This is a genomic window from Bradyrhizobium sp. Ken01 (assembly GCF_055807355.1).
Window position 1 is genome coordinate 117,066 of record NZ_JBVVPC010000010.1, and the last position, 17,458, is coordinate 134,523.

15 protein-coding genes are annotated in these 17,458 nt (G+C 63.8%); 10 read left to right on the forward strand and 5 right to left on the reverse strand.

Annotated elements, in window-relative coordinates; genetic code table 11:
• Positions 1–171: 171 nt before the first annotated feature.
• From AC0L3S_RS12980 to AC0L3S_RS12995, 4 genes are read left to right on the forward strand one after another with little or no spacing between them, the layout of a single operon-like run.
• Positions 172–498 carry an ArsR/SmtB family transcription factor gene (locus tag AC0L3S_RS12980; protein WP_473279338.1) on the forward strand — a complete coding sequence of 109 codons (327 nt, stop codon included), beginning with the start codon at positions 172–174 and terminating at the stop codon, positions 496–498.
• Positions 495–926 (forward strand): SRPBCC family protein, encoded by a 432-nt coding sequence (locus AC0L3S_RS12985; RefSeq protein WP_473279339.1) that lies wholly within the window; start codon positions 495–497, stop codon positions 924–926. The genes AC0L3S_RS12980 and AC0L3S_RS12985 overlap by 4 nt, the downstream gene beginning before the upstream one ends.
• A 44-nt stretch (positions 927–970) precedes the next feature.
• Positions 971–1,189, forward strand: coding sequence for a hypothetical protein (locus AC0L3S_RS12990; RefSeq protein ID WP_027570573.1), 219 nt, complete (start codon positions 971–973; stop codon positions 1,187–1,189).
• Positions 1,190–1,191: 2 nt separating this feature from the next.
• Positions 1,192–1,632, forward strand: coding sequence for a DUF1801 domain-containing protein (locus AC0L3S_RS12995; RefSeq protein WP_473279340.1), 441 nt, complete (start codon positions 1,192–1,194; stop codon positions 1,630–1,632).
• Positions 1,633–1,854: 222 nt separating this feature from the next.
• Here the strand turns inward: AC0L3S_RS12995 and AC0L3S_RS13000 are convergent, their stop codons facing one another.
• The 4 genes from AC0L3S_RS13000 to AC0L3S_RS13015 all read right to left on the reverse strand — a co-directional run bounded on the left by AC0L3S_RS13000 (position 1,855) and on the right by AC0L3S_RS13015 (position 7,577).
• The gene (locus tag AC0L3S_RS13000) at positions 1,855–3,390 is read right to left on the reverse strand and encodes a SpoVR family protein (protein ID WP_473279341.1); all 1,536 of its coding nucleotides are present in this window, start codon (positions 3,388–3,390) and stop codon (positions 1,855–1,857) included.
• Complete coding sequence (locus AC0L3S_RS13005; protein ID WP_473279374.1) at positions 3,387–4,664, reverse strand: YeaH/YhbH family protein; 1,278 nt, start codon at positions 4,662–4,664, stop codon at positions 3,387–3,389. Before AC0L3S_RS13005 ends, AC0L3S_RS13000 begins: the two co-directional genes overlap by 4 nt.
• 19 nt (positions 4,665–4,683) lie before the next feature.
• Complete coding sequence (locus AC0L3S_RS13010) at positions 4,684–6,627, reverse strand: PrkA family serine protein kinase (protein WP_473263569.1); 1,944 nt, start codon at positions 6,625–6,627, stop codon at positions 4,684–4,686.
• 299 nt (positions 6,628–6,926) lie between these two features.
• Positions 6,927–7,577, reverse strand: a complete 651-nt coding sequence (locus tag AC0L3S_RS13015; RefSeq protein ID WP_473279342.1) for a hypothetical protein — start codon at positions 7,575–7,577, stop codon at positions 6,927–6,929.
• A 307-nt stretch (positions 7,578–7,884) separates the two neighbouring features.
• Between AC0L3S_RS13015 and AC0L3S_RS13020 the strand changes: the two genes are divergently transcribed.
• From AC0L3S_RS13020 to AC0L3S_RS13045, 6 genes are read left to right on the forward strand one after another with little or no spacing between them, the layout of a single operon-like run.
• A complete protein-coding gene (locus tag AC0L3S_RS13020) occupies positions 7,885–10,734 on the forward strand; it encodes a bifunctional transaldolase/phosoglucose isomerase (RefSeq protein WP_473279343.1) in 2,850 nt (949 codons plus the stop codon).
• Positions 10,735–10,747: 13 nt separating this feature from the next.
• Entirely contained in the window at positions 10,748–11,746 is a 999-nt protein-coding gene (gene gnd, locus AC0L3S_RS13025; RefSeq protein WP_473263572.1) for a phosphogluconate dehydrogenase (NAD(+)-dependent, decarboxylating), read from the forward strand.
• 54 nt (positions 11,747–11,800) lie between these two features.
• Positions 11,801–13,312, forward strand: a complete 1,512-nt coding sequence (gene zwf, locus AC0L3S_RS13030; protein WP_473279344.1) for a glucose-6-phosphate dehydrogenase — start codon at positions 11,801–11,803, stop codon at positions 13,310–13,312.
• Positions 13,309–14,061 carry a 6-phosphogluconolactonase gene (gene pgl / locus AC0L3S_RS13035; RefSeq protein WP_473263574.1) on the forward strand — a complete coding sequence of 251 codons (753 nt, stop codon included), beginning with the start codon at positions 13,309–13,311 and terminating at the stop codon, positions 14,059–14,061. Before zwf ends, pgl begins: the two co-directional genes overlap by 4 nt.
• Positions 14,048–14,590 (forward strand): gluconokinase, encoded by a 543-nt coding sequence (locus AC0L3S_RS13040; RefSeq protein ID WP_473263575.1) that lies wholly within the window; start codon positions 14,048–14,050, stop codon positions 14,588–14,590. The genes pgl and AC0L3S_RS13040 overlap by 14 nt, the downstream gene beginning before the upstream one ends.
• Positions 14,587–15,399, forward strand: coding sequence for an HAD family hydrolase (locus tag AC0L3S_RS13045; protein ID WP_473279345.1), 813 nt, complete (start codon positions 14,587–14,589; stop codon positions 15,397–15,399). Before AC0L3S_RS13040 ends, AC0L3S_RS13045 begins: the two co-directional genes overlap by 4 nt.
• A gap of 216 nt (positions 15,400–15,615) precedes the next feature.
• On the opposite strand, the gene AC0L3S_RS13050 is transcribed toward AC0L3S_RS13045, so the two are convergent.
• On the reverse strand, positions 15,616–17,418 hold the full coding sequence (locus AC0L3S_RS13050; protein WP_473279346.1) for a glycoside hydrolase family 15 protein: 1,803 nt from the start codon (positions 17,416–17,418) through the stop codon (positions 15,616–15,618).
• Positions 17,419–17,458: the final 40 nt, after the last annotated feature.

Consider the following 17,458-nt stretch of genomic DNA (forward strand, 5'->3'; position numbering starts at 1 on the left):
AACCCCCAAGTGGAGAGAGCCCTCACCCGGCGCTGCGCGCCGACCTCTCCCCGCAAGCGGGAGAGGTAAGAGGAGTTTGCGGGATCACTTCCCACACCAATCCGCTTCCCACTTGACTTACCCATAACTCCACGGTTATGAATGCATCCATAACTTACAGGTTATGGATATATGCCCGCCACCGCCCACGACCTTTTGTTCAGGACGCTCGCCGACCCCACGCGTCGGGCGATCTTCGAGCGATTGTGCCGCGAGGGCGAACAGACGGTCGGGGCACTGACAGCACTGTCGGGCGTGTCCCAGCCGGCGGTCTCGAAACATCTCGGCGCGCTGAAGCAGGCTGGCCTCGTGCGGGACCGGCATCAAGGGCGGCAGACGCATTACAGCGCCCAGCCCGGCGCGCTCAATCCGTTGATCGACTGGACCAGCCAGATGGCCGGATTCTGGCAGAACCGGCTCGACGCGCTCGACGATCTCCTGAAGAGGATGGACCAATGAACGAATCCGCGGCCGAAACCCGATCTGTCGTCGTCGAACGCGAATTTGCCTTTCCCGCCGAGCGGATCTGGCGCGCGCTGACGCAGCCGCATTTGATCGAGGAATGGCTGATGAAGAACGACTTCAAGCCGAACGTGGGCCACCGCTTCAACCTTCGCGGCGAGTGGGGCGGCGTGCTGGACTGCGAGGTCCTCACCATCGAGCCGCAGAAGACGCTCGCCTACACCTGGAATTTCTCGCATGAGGACGCGGCGTTCGATCTCAAGAGCGTCGTGACCTTCACACTGACCCCGACGGGCGCAGGCACGCATCTGCGCGTCGAGCAAGCGGGCTTCAGCCCGACGCAGAAGCAGGCTTTTGGCGGCGCGCATGCCGGCTGGAAGCAGTTTCTCGCCAAGCTGGACGAGCTGCTGGCAAGGGCAGACTAGCCCGGCCGCCGGCCTTCATTCGATCATCTCAGGAGGAGGTTTCATTGACCGGAAATATGTGGATTCGGCAGATCCATCGTTGGCTGTCGATCGCTTTCACGCTTGCCGTCATCGCCAACATCGTCGCCCTGACGCTGCAAGTCCAGGCGACGTGGATCGGCTTGCTCGCCTTCGTCCCATTGATCCCGTTGCTTGCGACCGGGCTCTACATGTTCGCGCTGCCCTATCTCGGTCGCCGCCGCGGCGCCCGACAAGAGGCGTGAACATGAAGAAGGCCGCGACCGCGAAAAACAGCAGCGCGACGAAAACGGATGGCGCTTCGCCCTCCAGGATGATCGACGGCAGGATCAAGGAGCTCGGCGACTGGCGCGGCGAGATGCTCGGGCGAATCCGCCGCCTGATCAAGGAGGCCGATCCTGAAATCGTCGAGGAATGGAAATGGCGCGGCGTTCCCGTGTGGGAGCACGACGGCATCATCTGTACCGGCGAGACCTACAAGGCCGTGGTGAAGATGACCTTTGCCAAGGGCGCGGCGCTGGACGATCCCGCCGGCCTGTTCAACTCGAGCCTCGACGGCAACGTGCGCCGCGCGATCGATATTCGCGAAGGTGAGAAGATCAACGAGAAGGCATTGAAGGCGCTGATCCGCGCGGCGGTGGAGCTGAACGCGTCGAAAGCCAAGAAGAAGCGGGCTGGAAAGCGCTAGTGGAACACTCTCTCCGTTCCCTCCCCCCTTGTGGGGGAGGGTCAGGGAGGGGGGTGCCACACGGGGGTTCTCTCCATCGCGCAAAGCGCTCGCCGCCATCGACGACTGGCACCTTTTGCTGGGCTACCCCTCTCCCTAGCCCTCCCCCACAAGGGGGGAGGGAACGCACCTTCGTCGGGGCACCAGTAGAGGCTCATCGAGCGCCAGGGGTAGTCAGCAGCGTCAGGCCACCGCGGAGATCGGGCGCGGGCTCACGACGTATTCGCGCAGCACCTTGTCGTTGGCGTCGACCTCGATCAGTGCGACGTCGTAGGTCCAGAGATCGGCGAGATGCTGGAGCACGCGCTTGGCGTCGGTCTCGTTGAGCTGCGCGCCCTTGATGACATGGTGATGCAGGATCAGCCGCCGGTCGCCGGAGAGATCGACGTCGACCACCTCGATATTCGCGTCGATGTAGCCGACATCGTGCTGCCGTGCCAGCTCGCGCCGGACGCGGCGGAAGCCGCGTTCGTCGTGGATGGCGTCGACCCGGATGCCGGCGCGTTCCTCGGGATCGTCATGCAAGTGGAACATGCGGAGGTGCCGCATCAGCTTCGGGCTCAGGAACTGGGCGATGAAGCTTTCATCACGGTAGTTGGCCCAGACGTCGCGCAGCACGCCCATCACGTCATTCTTGCCGGCGATGTCCGGGAACCACTCGCGGTCCTCGTCTTCCGGCCGCGTCACGATGCGCTCGATGTCCTGCATCATGGCGAAGCCGAGCGCATAGGGGTTGAAGCCGGAGAAGCGCTGGTCGTCGAATTCGGGCTGGAACACGACGTTGGTGTGCGACTGCAGGAATTCGAGGAAATTGCCGTCGCTGATGCGGCCCTGCTGATGCAGCTTGGTCATGATGCGATAGTGGACGTAGGTCGCCGTCCCCTCGTTCATCACCTTGGTCTGGCTCTGCGGATAGAAATATTGCGCGATGTGGCGCACGATGCGCAACAGCTCGCGCTGCCATGGCGCCAGCCGCGGCGCGCTCTTCTCGAGGAAATACAGCAGGTTCTCCTGCGGCAGGCCGAGCAGCTTGCGGCGGCGTTCGATGCTGAGCGCGGACCGGGTCTTGCTCTTTCCCGCCGGCACGGTGCGCCAGAGGTCGTTGAAGACCTCCTCCTCGTGCTGGCGGCGGCGCCCTGCCCGCTTCTCTTCGGCGCGGAGATCGAGCTTCTTCTTGCCGGGATAGCGGTCGATCCCATGCGACATCAGCGCATGCGCGGCATCGAGGGTGCGCTCGACCTCGACGCGGCCGTAGCGATCCTCGCATTGCATGACGTAGTTCTTGGCGAAATCCAGATAGTCCAGGATGCCGTCGGCGTCGGTCCACTGCTTGAACAGATAATTGTTCTTGAAGAAGTGATTGTGGCCGAAAGCGGCGTGCGCGATCACCAGGGTCTGCATCGTCGCCGTGTTCTCCTCCATCAGGTAGGAGATGCAGGGCGAGGAGTTGATCACGATCTCATAGGCAAGACCCATGAGGCCCTTGCGGTATGAGGCCTCGTGATACGCAAAGTGCTTTCCGAACGACCAATGCTTGTAGAACAGCGGCATGCCGACCGACGAATAGGCGTCCAGCATCTGCTCGGCGGTGATGACTTCGATCTGGTTCGGGTAGACGTCGAGCCCGAGATCTTTCGTCGCTAACTCCTCGCAGGCATCCGTGATGCGCTGCAAGGTGTGAAAATCCCAATCGGCGCCTTCGAACAAGCGTTCCGTCATGGAGCGGCTTTCTCCTGGGCAGTGTCGCGGCGCTGGAACAGATCGTGGAACACCGGAAAAATCTCGCTGCGCTCGCTGACCTTGCGCATCGAGAGCGGCGCGCCGCTGTTGCGCAGGCGCTCGTAGAGGGTCCACAGCGAGGAGTCGGACAGATCGAAGGCGCTGCCGCCGGACTCGCCGACCTCGAGATAGGCGAAGAACTGGCAGACCGGCAGGATCTTGTCGGTCAGCAGCATGCCCGCGAGCTCGCCGTCGGAATAGGAATTGTCGCCGTCGGAGGCCTGCGCGGCGTAGATATTCCAGTCCGACGGGCTGAAGCGTTCGCGCACGATCTCGTGCATGGCCTGCAGCGCGCTGGAGACCAGCGTGCCGCCGGAAGCCGGGCCGTAGAAGAAGGTCTGCTCGTCCACCTCCTCGGCGCGATCGGTGTGGCGGATGAAGACGATGTCGACATGCTTGTAGCGGCGCTTCAGGAACACGTAGAGCAGCATGTAGAAGCGCTTGGCGAGATCCTTCATGTGCTCGGACATCGAGCCCGACACGTCCATCAGGCAGAACATCACGGCCTGGGCAACGGGCTTGGGCACCGTCTCGAAGCGGCGGTAGCGGATGTCGAGCGGATCGATGAAGGGAATGCGCTTGGACTTCGCCTTCAGTTTTTCGAGCTGGGCCATCAGCACCAGACGCTCGTCCTCGTCCGCGCAGGCGGCGATGGCGGCTTCGAGTTCTTCGATCTCCTCCTTGCTGGGACGCTTGAGCGCGATACGGCGCGCCATCGCGCGCCGAACCGTCCGGCTCACCGAGATGTTGGAGGGCGAGCCCGACGTGGTGTAGCCGGCGCGCTGGATGCCCTCGCTCTCGGTGTGCGCGATCTTGCGCTTGGCGAGATCGGGAAGTTCGAGATCATCGAGGAAGAGATCGACGAATTCGTCGCGGCTGAGCACGAAGCGGAAGGCGTCCTCGCTGTCGCCTTCGCCCGGACCGGAATCCTTGGCGCTGCCCTGGCCGGAGCGCTGGAGGTAGTCACCCTCGATGAACTTCTTGTTCCCGGGCAACACCATGTCGCGCGTTCCGCCGTCGCGGCGGAAACGCGGCTCGTGCATGCCGTCGAGCGGAATCGTGACCTCTCCACCCTCCAGGACGTCCTTGATGTCCCGTTCCTGCGAGGTCTTCTTGACGGCGCCCTGCACCAGGGATTTGGCCCGACGCAAGAACCGCTGCCGGTTCTCGAGACTCTTGCCGCCCGGATTCAGGCGCCTGTCAATAATGTGAATCGGCACTTTTCCATCCGCCTCAACCGGCCTGCTTCACGCGCATGTACCATTCGACGAGCCGGCGAACCTGACGCTCGGTGTAGCCGCGCTCCACCATGCGTGCGACGAACTCGCCGTGCTTCTTCTCCGTCTCGCCGTCCTTCTTCGACCCGAAGGAGATGACCGGAAGCAGGTCCTCGACCTGGGAGAATATCCGCTTTTCGATCACATCGCGAATCTTCTCGTAGGAGATCCAGGTCGGATTCTTGCCACCGTTCTGGGCGCGCGACCGTAACGAGAATTTGACCACCTCGTTGCGGAAATCCTTCGGGTTGGCGATGCCCGCCGGCTTCTCGATCTTGGTCAATTCCTGGTTCAAGAGTTCGCGATCCAGCAGCTGGCCGGTATCGGCATCCTTGAAATCCTGGTCCTCGATCCAGGCATCGGCGTAGTCCACGTAGCGGTCGAACAGGTTCTGGCCGTAATCCGAGTAGGATTCGAGATAAGCCTTCTGGATCTCGTTGCCGATGAACTCGGCATAACGCGGTGCAAGGTCGGCCTTGATGAATTCGAGGTAGCGCTTCTCGACTTCCTCGGGCAGCTGCTCGCGCTTGATCGATTGCTCCAGCGCGTACATCAGATGCACGGCGTCGGCGGCGACTTCCTGCGGATCGTGGTTGAAGGTCGCAGCCAGGATCTTGAAGGCAAAGCGGGTGGAAACACCGTCCATGCCCTCGTCGACGCCGGCGGCATCGCGATATTCCTGGACGCTGCGCGCCTTCGGATCGGTCTCCTTCAGGCTCTCGCCGTCGTAGACCCTCATCTTGGCGTAGGTCGTGGAATTTTCGTGCTTGCGCAGGCGCGACATCACCGAGAACCGCGCCAGCGTTTCCAGCGTCGCGGGCGCGCAAGGCGCTGCCGCGAGCTCGGAGCCCTGGATCAGTTTCTCGTAGATCTTCTGCTCTTCCGTGATCCGCAGGCAATAAGGCACCTTGATCACGCAGATGCGGTCGATGAAGGCCTCGTTGTTCTTGTTGGCCTTGAAGCTCGACCACTCGGCTTCGTTGGAGTGCGCGAGGATGACGCCGGTGAACGGGATCGCGCCTATGTTCTCGGTGCCGATGTAGTTGCCTTCCTGCGTCGCGGTGAGCAGCGGGTGCAGCATCTTGATCGGCGCCTTGAACATCTCGACGAACTCGAGCACGCCCTGGTTGGCGCGGTTGAGGCCGCCGGAATAGCTGTAGGCGTCGGGATCGTTCTGCGCGTAGGTTTCGAGCTTGCGGATGTCGACCTTGCCGACAAGCGAGGAGATGTCCTGGTTGTTCTCGTCACCCGGCTCGGTCTTGGCGATCGCGATCTGGCGCAGCCGTGACGGCTGGATTTTTGCGACCCGAAACTGGGAAATGTCGCCGCCGAAGGCTTCCAGCCGCTTGTAGCACCACGGGCTCATCAGGCCGGTGAGACGGCGGCGCGGAATGCCGTATTTCTCTTCCAGCATCGGGCCGAGCTGATCCGGATCGAACAGGCTGAGCGGGCTTTCGAACACGGGCGAGAGCTCGTCGCCGGCCTTGAGCACGTAGATCGGATGCACTTCCATCAGCGACTTGAGCCGCTCGGCGAGCGAGGATTTGCCACCGCCGACCGGACCGAGCAGATACAGGATCTGCTTGCGCTCTTCGAGGCCCTGCGCCGCGTGACGGAAGAAACCAACGATGCGCTCGATGGTTTCTTCCATGCCGTAGAAGCCGGCGAAGGCCGGATAGGTGCGGATCGTGCGGTTCAAAAAAATACGGCCAAGGCGTGGGTCCTTGGCCGTGTCAATCGTCTGGGGCTCACCGATCGCTGCTAGCAGTCGTTCGGCCGCGTTCGCGTATTTCATGGGATCGCTTCGACACGATTCCAGATATTCCGCCATCGACATGTCGTGTTGGCTTCTCGCCTCGAACGACTTAGCGAAAGCGTTGAATAGAGAATCGTTGTACATGATCCCTCTCCGCGTGAGTTCCGCTACACAATTGAACGAAAGCAGCGACCGGACCGTTCCTTAGCGCCACTCTCGAATCAGCGTGAGCACATGACGATCATTCGACACCCGGGCGCCTTCTCGGCGCAACGCACAACGTAGGCACAGGGTGAGTTACGAACAGGCACCTGCCTGATATTTGAGCGAATCTTTGTCTATATTGGCTCATTTCCAGAAAATGTCACTCGCTCGCAACATCCGGGCATTACCGGGGATGCGTTCATCCGGCGCCGCATCATAGCCGTCTGCGAACGGCGATCTTATGACGCTTGTACGGCGAAGCCTTGGGTGCCGCGTTCATCTTCCTGCTGCAATGCGGTGCGCGGACCGCCGGCGGCGTGACAGTCGCGGCAAGCGCGCAGCAGTGTATCAAAATCGGTCGCCAGGCCCTCCGACCGGATGACGATGCGATCGTCCGTCACACCGCGGGCCAAGCCGCGGATGCTGCAAAGCTGCCGCTGCAAGGCCGGCGTCGGCGTCAGCACGATCACCTTGCGCCCGCGGCGTTGTTCAGCCGAAATCTCTGCGATCGAGTCCCACAGCAGAAATTCATTGCCGATGCGGAGGTCGCGAATGCCGTAGGGGGTGACGATCACCACCGATCCCCGCTCGGCGGGGAGCATCCAGATCAGCCGACCGGTCATGACGGCGAATGCCACCACGCCGGCACAGCCGAGCGTCGTGTCGTAATCGCCAAAAGCGTTCCACCAGCCCAAGGCGAGCGTTGCGCTGAGCAGCGTCATTGCGAAGCCCGCTACGACCAGCAATCGCAGTTGGGTCGTACATGGACCGATTTCGAGATCGTGGGACGCATCGACGCATCCGGCCGACGTGACCGGCTGGGGCATGTCTGTGACAGCGAGCGCCAGACGGTCATGATGTGCTTGCATGCTTTCCCCCAGCATGGCCATTCGCGACCGAGCCACGATGCATCAGGCGGACCGGAATCCGCTGATGAGTACTCCGCGCAGCCGCTAGCGGCGAGGCGAGGCAGCTGGCGTTACACAACAAGGCTTGGCCGATTCCTCACGGCCAACGACCTTTTACGCAACTCGGCTCCCTCTACGCGGATCGCCACGATCGCGACGGAGTTACACTGGAGGATATGACGCCCATACCCTTGATTGGTTCCCTCAAGGAAGCATGTAAGCTAGAGGATAGCGCGTCAGGACCGGCGCGGAAACCCCTCGCCCGCAGGCTTGGAGATAAATTAGCATCATGAATCCCGTCAAAGAACTGGAAAAGCACGGACAAGCCGTCTGGCTGGACTTCCTGGCCCGTGGCTTCATCGCCAAGGGCGACCTCAAGCGGCTGATCGATACCGACGGCGTCAAGGGTGTCACCTCCAACCCCTCGATCTTCGAGAAAGCGATCGGCAGCTCGGACGAGTACGACGCGCCGATCGGCAAGGCGTTGAAGCGCGGCGACCGGTCGGTCGCCGACCTGTTCGAGGCCGTCGCGGTCGAGGACATCCAGAACGCCGCCGACGTGCTGCGCCCGGTCTACGACCGCCTCAAGGGGGGCGACGGCTATGTCAGCCTGGAAGTCTCGCCCTATCTGGCGATGGACACGGGTGAAACGGTCACAGAGGCGCGGCGGCTCTGGAAGGACGTCAACCGCAAGAACCTGATGGTGAAGGTGCCGGCAACGCCTGAGGGCCTGCCGGCGATCGAAACCCTGATCGGCGACGGCATCAGCATTAACATCACGCTGCTGTTCTCCAGGGACGTCTATCTGCAGGTTGCCGAGGCCTATCTCGCCGGTCTGGAGACATACGTCGCAGGTGGCGGCGACCCCTCGCACGTGGCGAGCGTGGCGAGCTTTTTCGTCAGCCGCATCGACTCGGTGGTCGACAAGCAGCTCGACGAGAAGATCGCCCGCGCCAACGACCCGAGCGAGAAGGAACGGCTCGCCGCGCTGAAGGGCAAGGTCGCGATCGCCAATGCGAAGGTCGCCTATCAAGATTACAAGCGCCTGTTCTCGGGTCCCCGCTGGGACAAGCTCGCAGCCAAGGGCGCCAAACCGCAGCGCATGCTGTGGGCCTCGACCGGCACCAAGAACAAGGATTACAGCGACGTCCTCTATGTCGAGGAATTGATCGGCCCCGACACCATCAACACAGTGCCGCCGGCGACGCTGGATGCGTTCCGCGACCACGGCAAGCCGCGCGACAGCCTGGAAGAGAATGTCGACGACGCCAGGCGCGTGCTGGAGGAGCTGGAGCGCTCCGGCGTGTCGCTCGATGCCATCACAGAGGAACTCGTCAAGGACGGCGTCAAGCAGTTTGCCGACGCCGCCGACAAGCTCTATGGCGCGGTCGCCCACAAGCGCGCCACGGTGCTCGGGCCCGCGATCGACCGCCAGCTGCTCTCGCTCGGCGACGGGCTCGGCAAGGCCGTGGCTGAGAGCACCGAGGAATGGCGCGCGTCAGCCAAGATCCGTAGGCTGTGGCAGCGCGACAAATCGGTCTGGACCGGCACCGACGAGGACAAATGGCTCGGCTGGCTCGACAGCGCCGCCAAGGCCGACGCCGCCGATTACGAGGATTATGCCAGCCGCGTGAAAGGCCAGAAATTCTCCGACGCCGTCGTGCTCGGCATGGGCGGCTCAAGCCTCGGGCCGGAGGTGCTGGCCGAGACCTTCGGCAAGAAGCCCGGGTTCCCGAAGCTGCACGTGCTGGATTCCACCGATCCGGCGCAGGTGCGGGCAATGGAGGCCAGGATCGACATCGCAAACACCGTGTTCATCGTTTCCAGCAAATCCGGCGGCACCACCGAACCGAATGCGATGAAGGATTATTTCCACGAGCGCGTTGCGCAGGCGGTCGGGCCGAAGGTCAAGACCGGCCATCGCTTCATCGCGGTCACCGATCCCGGATCGTCGCTGGAGAAGGCGGCGAAGACGCTGAGCTATGCGCGCATCTTCCACGGCGAGCCCTCCATCGGCGGGCGCTATTCGGTGCTCTCGCCGTTCGGCCTGGTGCCGGCGGCAACCGCGGGCATCGATATCAAGACCTTCATCAAGCACGCGCTTGCGATGGCCCGCTCCTGCGGACCGGACGTGCCACCAAGTGAGAACCCCGGCGTGCAGCTTGGCCTTGCCATGGGCCATGCAGCGCTCGAAGGCCGCGACAAGGTGACGATCCTGTCGTCGAGGAAGATCGCCGATTTCGGCGCCTGGGCCGAGCAGCTCATCGCGGAATCGACCGGCAAGGACGGCAAGGGCCTGATCCCGATCGACGGCGAGCCGCTGGGCGAGCCAGCGGTCTACGGCAATGACCGGCTCTTCATCGACATCCGTATCGAGGGCGAAGCGGACGCCGCCCATGACTCGCAGCTTGCGGCGATCGAGGCGGCCGGCCATCCTGTCGTGCGCATCGTGATGAAGTCGATCGACCATCTCGGCCAGGAGTTCTTCCGCTTCGAGATGGCAACGGCGGTGGCGGGCAGCATCCTCGGCATCAACCCGTTCGACCAGCCGGACGTGGAAGCCGCCAAGATCAAGACCCGGGAGCTCACCGCCTCGTTCGAAAAGACCGGCGCGCTGCCCGCGGAGCAGCCGGTCGTCAGCACGGATGAGGCCGATCTCTACACCGACGAGGCCAACGCTACGGCCCTGCGCGCGGCCGGCGCCAACGGCGACCTCACCTCATGGCTGAAGGCGCATCTGTCGCGCTCCAACCATGGCGATTATGTCGCCCTGCTCGGCTACATCGCCCGCGACAAGGCGACGATCGACGCACTCCAGGCCATGCGGCTCGAAGTGCGCGAGAAGCGACATGTCGCAACCTGCGCCGAGTTCGGCCCGCGTTTCCTGCACTCCACAGGGCAAGCCTACAAGGGCGGCCCCGACAGCGGCGTGTTCCTCCAGATCACCGCCGACGATGCGAGGGACCTGCCGGTGCCGGGCCAGAAGGCGAGCTTTGGCGTCATCAAGGCCGCGCAGGCGCGCGGCGATTTCGACGTGCTCACCGAGCGCGGCCGGCGCGCGCTGCGGGTCCACCTGAAGGGCGGGCTCAAGAAGGGTCTCGCGGCGCTCAATGCGGCGCTCAACGACGCACTGAACTAAGGGAATTTCTCAAATGCAACTCGGCATGATCGGCCTCGGCCGGATGGGCGGCAACATCGTTCGCCGGCTGATGCGCCACGGCCACTCGACCGTGGTCTACGACAAGGACGCCAGGGCCGTCGCGGGCCTTGCCGCAGACGGCGCCGTCGGCTCGGCGACGCTCGAAGAGTTCATTGCGAAACTGGAGCGGCCGCGCACGGCCTGGGTGATGCTGCCGGCCGGCCACATCACCGAGACCACGATCGACACGATCGCGGGCGCGATGCAGGAAGGCGACGTCATCATCGACGGCGGCAACACGTTCTGGCAGGACGACGTCCGCCGCGGCAAGGCGCTGAAGGAGCGCGGCATCCACTATGTCGACGTCGGCACCTCCGGCGGCGTCTGGGGCCTCGACCGTGGCTATTGCATGATGATCGGCGGCGAGAAACAGGTGGTCGATCGGCTCGATCCGATCTTCGCCGCGCTCGCGCCCGGCGCCGGCGACATTCCACGCACGGAGGGACGTGAGGGGCGCGATCCCCGCATCGAGCAGGGCTACATCCATGCCGGCCCGGTCGGCGCCGGGCATTTCGTCAAGATGATCCACAATGGCATCGAATACGGCTTGATGCAGGCCTATGCCGAAGGTTTTGACATCCTCAAGAACGCCAACATCGAGGCCTTGCCGGCGGATCATCGTTACGATTTCGATCTCGCCGACATCGCAGAAGTCTGGCGGCGCGGCAGCGTGATCCCGTCCTGGCTGCTCGACCTCACCTCGACGGCACTGGCCGACAGCCCGGCGTTGGCGGAATATTCCGGCTTCGTCGAGGATTCCGGCGAAGGACGCTGGACCGTCAATGCCGCGATCGACGAGGCGGTGCCGGCTGAAGTCCTGACCGCGGCGCTCTACGCGCGTTTCCGGTCCCGCAAGGAACACACCTTCGCCGAAAAAATTCTCTCCGCGATGCGTGCGGGATTCGGCGGCCACAAGGAGCCGAAACAGCCGGGCGCGTCGAAGCCGAAATAAGAAGCTGAAGTAAAAAGCCGAAGTAACAGGTAACAGAGCCAAGGCCGATCATTCGTGACAAAAGACCCGCAAGCCAAGCGCAAGCCGGAAAATTGCGCCTTCGTCATCTTTGGTGTCACCGGCGACCTCACCCATCGGCTGGTGATGCCGTCGCTCTACAATCTGGCGGCCGAGCATCTGTTACCGGAAAAGTTCTGCGTGGTCGGCGTCGCCCGCAGGAGCCAGTCGGACGACGAGCTGCGCGACGGCCTGATGAAGGGCCTGCGCCAGTTCGCAACCCGGCCCGTGGACGACGACGTCGCTAAAAGGCTGCTGGAATGCGTGACCTTCGTCGAGGCCGACGCAAAGGATCCGCCCTCGTTTGATCGCCTGCGCGAGCATCTGGATTCGCTGGAATGCGCACAGGACACCGGCGGCAACCGCTTGTTCTATCTGGCGACGCCGCCCGCCGCATTCGCACCGACCGCGCGCGAGCTCGGCCGCACCGGCATGATGAAGGAGAACGGCGCCTGGCGACGGCTGGTGATCGAGAAGCCGTTCGGCACCGACCTTGCCTCGGCCAAGGCGCTGAATGCAGAGCTGCTGAAGATGATGGAGGAGCACCAGATCTACCGGATCGACCACTATCTCGGCAAGGAGACGGTGCAGAACATTCTGGTGCTGCGCTTTGCCAACGGTATGTTCGAGCCGATCTGGAATCGCAACCATATCGACCACGTCCAGATCACCGTGGCGGAGAAGCTCGGCGTCGGCCATCGCGGTGGCTTCTACGATGCCACCGGCGCGTTGCGGGACATGGTGCCGAACCATCTGTTCCAGTTGATGTCGCTGGTGGCGATGGAGCCGCCCGCCCGCTTCGACGCGCATTCCGTGCGTTCCGAAAAGGCCGAAGTGCTCAGCTCGATCCAGCAGCCGGGCCACGAGGACGCGCTGAGGAATTCGGTCCGCGCGCAATATCTCGCGGGGCGCATCGGCGACGACGAGATCATCGACTATCGCAAGACCGAGGATGTCAGGCCCGGCAGCACCACGGAGACCTTTGTCGCGCTGAAGCTGATGATCGACAATTGGCGCTGGGCCGGCGTGCCGTTCTATCTGCGGACCGGCAAGGCGCTCGGCCACAAGCGCACGGAAGTGGCCATCAAGTTCAAGCAGGCGCCGCTGTCGATGTTCTCAGGCACAGCCGTCGATCGCCTGTCGCAGAACTTTCTCACCATCGGCATCGCGCCGACCGAGACCATCGAGCTTCAGTTCAACGCCAAGATTCCGGGGCCGAGCATCACCATCGACGGCGTGGAGATGAAGTTCCGCTACGGCGACTATTTTCGGGCCGATCCCTCGACCGGCTACGAGACGCTGATCTACGACTGCATGATCGGCGACAACATCCTGTTCCAACGCGCCGACGGCATCGAAGCCGGATGGCAGGCCGTGCAGCCGTTCCTGGACGCCTGGAAGAGTGAAGGCACCAACGGCATCGAGACCTATGAGGCCGGCAGCGACGGCCCGGCCTGCGCCGACGAGTTGCTGCGGCGCGACGGCCGAAGCTGGCGGAAGTTTACGTGACGGCGACGGCCGGACAGCCGAAGCTGATCGTCGAGCCCGACGTCGATTCACTCGCGCGGGCCGCGGCCGAGCGGGTGATGGCGCGAATCGCGGCTAATCCCGGGCGCATTGCGATCTGCCTGACCGGCGGCTCCAGCCCAAAGAGGCTCTACCAGCTACTGGGCAGCGAGGCCTGGCGCGAAAAGATCCCGTGGGAGCGCGTGCACTGGTTCATCGGTGACGAGCGCTTCGTGCCCGAAAGCGATCCCCTCAACAACATGGCGGTCGCGCGCGCGACCTTTCTCGATCGCAACGCGCCCTCCGGCCATGTTCACCCGATCCCGACGACGGCTGACACCCCCGATCAGAGCGCCGAGGCCTATGCGCGCGAGCTGCAGGCTTTCTACGGCGCTGCAAGCCTGGATCCCGCACGGCCGCTGTTCGACATGGTTTTGATGGGCGCAGGTCCCGACGGCCACACCGCTTCGCTCTTCCCGGGCTACCCCGCGATCGAGGAGACCGGGCGCTGGGTGGTCGGCGTCCCCAAGGCCAATGTTGCCCCCTTCGTGCCGCGGGTCACGCTCACCCTGCCCGCGCTGGCGTCCTGCCGCGAAATGCTGTTCGAGATAGCGGGGCATGACAAGCAGCCGATCTTGACGCGCCTGCTCAATGGCGAGACTCTGCCGGCTGTACGCGCGCGCTCTAATGGCGAGACCGTCTGGCTGGTCGACCAGGCCGCGCTTCCGGAGGGAATTCGTGGCGGGCGTTGAAGCACCTTGTGCATTGATCGTGATGGGCGTGTCGGGCTCGGGCAAGAGTACGGTTGCAAAAGCGCTCGGCGAGCGCCTCGGCTGGCGATTCGAGGACGGAGACAGCTTTCATCCCGCCAGCAATGTCGAGAAGATGCGGGCTGGCCATCCCCTCACCGACGAGGACCGCTGGCCCTGGCTCAACGCCATTGCCGACGAGATCGCGCGGGTCTGCGACAACGGCGGGCAAATCATCATTGCCTGCTCGGCGCTGAAGCACACTTATCGTGACGTGCTCCTGCGCGGACGCGACGACGTCCGCTTCATATTCCTGAGGGGTACGAAGGAGTTGATCGCCGCCCGCCTCGCGCAACGCAAGGGGCACTTCATGCCGCCCGGCCTGCTGACGAGCCAGTTCGACACGCTGGAGCCGCCGGAGGCCGGCGAGCACGTGATCACCGTCTCGATCGACGAATCCGTCGAGGCAATCGTGGACGGCGTCTTGCGACAATTGAAGCTGGGCGGCGCAATACCCAAGGTTCTGCCATGACAAAAATCTCGCTCGTCGTCTCCGACGTCGACGGCACGCTGCTGACCAAGGACAAGACGCTGACCGACCGCGCGAGGTCCGCGGTGCAGCGTTTGCACCAGGCCGGCATCGGCTTCACGATTACGTCGAGCCGCCCCGCGATCGGCATGCGGTTCCTGATCGAGCCGCTGGCGCTCTGGCTGCCGGTCGGCCCGTTCAACGGCTCCTCGATCGTCGACCCCGAGATGAATCCGGTCGAGCAGCATCTCATCCCGGCCAGCGCGGCCGAGCGAAGCTTGCAAATTCTCCGGGACTTCGGCGCCGATATCTGGCTGTTCACCACCGACAAATGGCTGATCGACAGGCCTGATGGCCAATACGTCGCTCACGAGCAGCACACCATCCGCTCCGATCCCACCATCGTCGCGGACTTTTCACCGTATCTCGCGAGTGCCTGCAAGATCGTCGGCGCCAGCGCCGATGCGGCGGGCCTCGAAGCCTGCGAGAAGGCGATGCAGAAGGCGCTCGGCAGCGAGGCGATGGCGGTGCGCTCGCAGACCTACTACCTCGACATCACCCCGCCCGGCTTCGACAAGGGCACCTTCGTGCAAGCCATGGCCAAGCGTCTCGGCATTTCAACGGACGCAGTGGCCACCATCGGCGACATGCAGAACGACCTCGCGATGTTCCGCGTCAGCGGCGTCTCGATCGCGATGGGCAATGCGGCCGACAACGTCAAGGACCAGGCCACCCACGTTACCGCGACAAACGAGCAGGACGGTTTTGCCGAGGCGATGGAGATGATCTTGAAGCGGAACGGGAGTGGTTGAGGCCCGACGGGACGAGACTCAACTGGCGCCGCAATGGAAGTGCGTTCCCTCCCCCCTTGTGGGGGAGGGTTAGGGAGAGGGGTAGCCCAGGAAAAGGTGCCGTTGTTGGTGATGCACCAGGGGCGGGGGCGCTACCGATAGAATCCCCGTGTGACCCCCCCCCCTCCCTGCCCCTCCCCCACAAGGGGGGAGGGAACGGAGAGAGCGCCGCCAACCTCACTTCGACCGCTGCATCGCCGGCTTCTGGCTGCCCTGCCTTGCCGCCGACAGATTATGCGCGGTGTTGACCAGCGCGATATGGGTCAGCGCCTGCGGGAAATTGCCGGTCTGACGCCTGGCGCCTGAATCATATTCCTCGGCCAGCAGCCCGACGTCATTCGCGATACCGACCACGCGATCGAACAAGATCTGCGCCTTGTCGAGATCGCCTGACAGCACATGGGCATCGGCCAGCCACAGGCTGCAGGCGAGGAAGGCGCCTTCGAGCGGCGGCTGCCCCGCAGGCACCTCGCGGGGATCGTGCCGCAGCACGAAGCCGTCGCGCAGCATGTGGTTTTCGACCGCCGCGATGGTGCCGCGAATGCGCGGATCCGACGCTTCCAGGAAGCCGACGGCCGGCAGCAGCAGCACGCTGGCATCGAGCAGCTTCGAGCCGTAGGACTCCACGAAGGCATTCTCCTCCGCGTCGAAGCCCCGGTTGCAGACGTCGCGATGAATGGCGTCGCGCAAGGTGCGCCAGTGCAGCAGCGGCGCCTTGAAACCGAAGGTCTCGGCGCTCTTGATGCCGCGGTCGAAGGCGACCCAGGTCATCACCTTGGAGAAGACATAGTGCTTCGGCTGTCCGCGCCGCTCCCAGATGCCATGATCGGGCTGGTCCCAGACTTCGGCGAGATGCTTGAGCACGGCGCATTCCAGCGCCCAAGTCGTCTTGTCGTCGAGCTTGAGCTTGGCCATACGCGACTGGTGGAAGGCGTCGATCAGCTCGCCGTAGACGTCGAGCTGGAGCTGCGCATGTGCGGCGTTGCCGACGCGCACCGGCTGCGCGCCCTCGTAGCCGTCGAGCCAGGTCGCCTCCCATTCCAGCAGCCGCCGCTGGCCCCAGATGCCGTACATGATCTGCATGTTCGCCGGCGAGCCTGCAGCCGCACGCAACAGCCAATTGTGCCAAGCCGAGGCTTCCTCGGTGTAACCCGAGTTCATCAGCGCCAGCAGCGTGAAGGTGGCATCGCGCAGCCAGCAGAAGCGGTAGTCCCAATTCCTGGCGCCGCCGAGCTTCTCCGGCAACGAGGTGGTCGGCGCCGCGACGATGCCGCCGGTCGGACCGAACGTCAGCGCCTTGAGTGTGATCAGCGAGCGCACGATCAGGTCGCGATAGTCGCCATCGCGATTGCAGTGGCTGCACCAGCCCTGCCAGAATTTTTCCGTCTCCTGAAGCGCGAGCTCCGGGTCGATCGGCGGGGGCGGCTCGAGATGCGAGGGGCCGTAGGTCAACACGAACGGCACGGTCTCGCCGGCCTTGACCTCGAAATCGGAAACCGTGGTCAGATCCTCGCCGCGGGTCTTCGCCGGCGTCCGCAGCACGGTCATGTCCTGCCCCGCGACCGCCAGCAGGGAATGGTCGATCCGCCGCACCCACGGGATGTCGACGCCGAAGCCGAAGCGGATGACGAGCTCCATCCGCATCTTCACCGTGCCGCTGACACCGCGGACCAGCCGCACGATATCGGAGGCCTTGCCGCGCGGCGGCATGAAGTCGATCAGCGCAACGGTGCCGCTGTCAGTCTCAAAGCGCGTTTCGAGGATGAGGGTGTCGCCGAGATAGCGGCGCGACGTCGCGGTGACGTCCTCGCTCGGCGCGATCAGCCAGCGGCCGTTCTTGTGCGTGCCGAGGAGGGCTGCAAAGCAGGCATCGGAATCGAAGGCCGGCCAGCACAGCCAGTCGATCGAGCCGTTGCGGCCGACCAGCGCCGCGGTCTCGCAGTCGCCGATCAGCGCATAGTCCTCAATCCTCTGAGACAATGTCGTACGAGCCTTGAAAACGGCACCCTCGAAGCCCCGG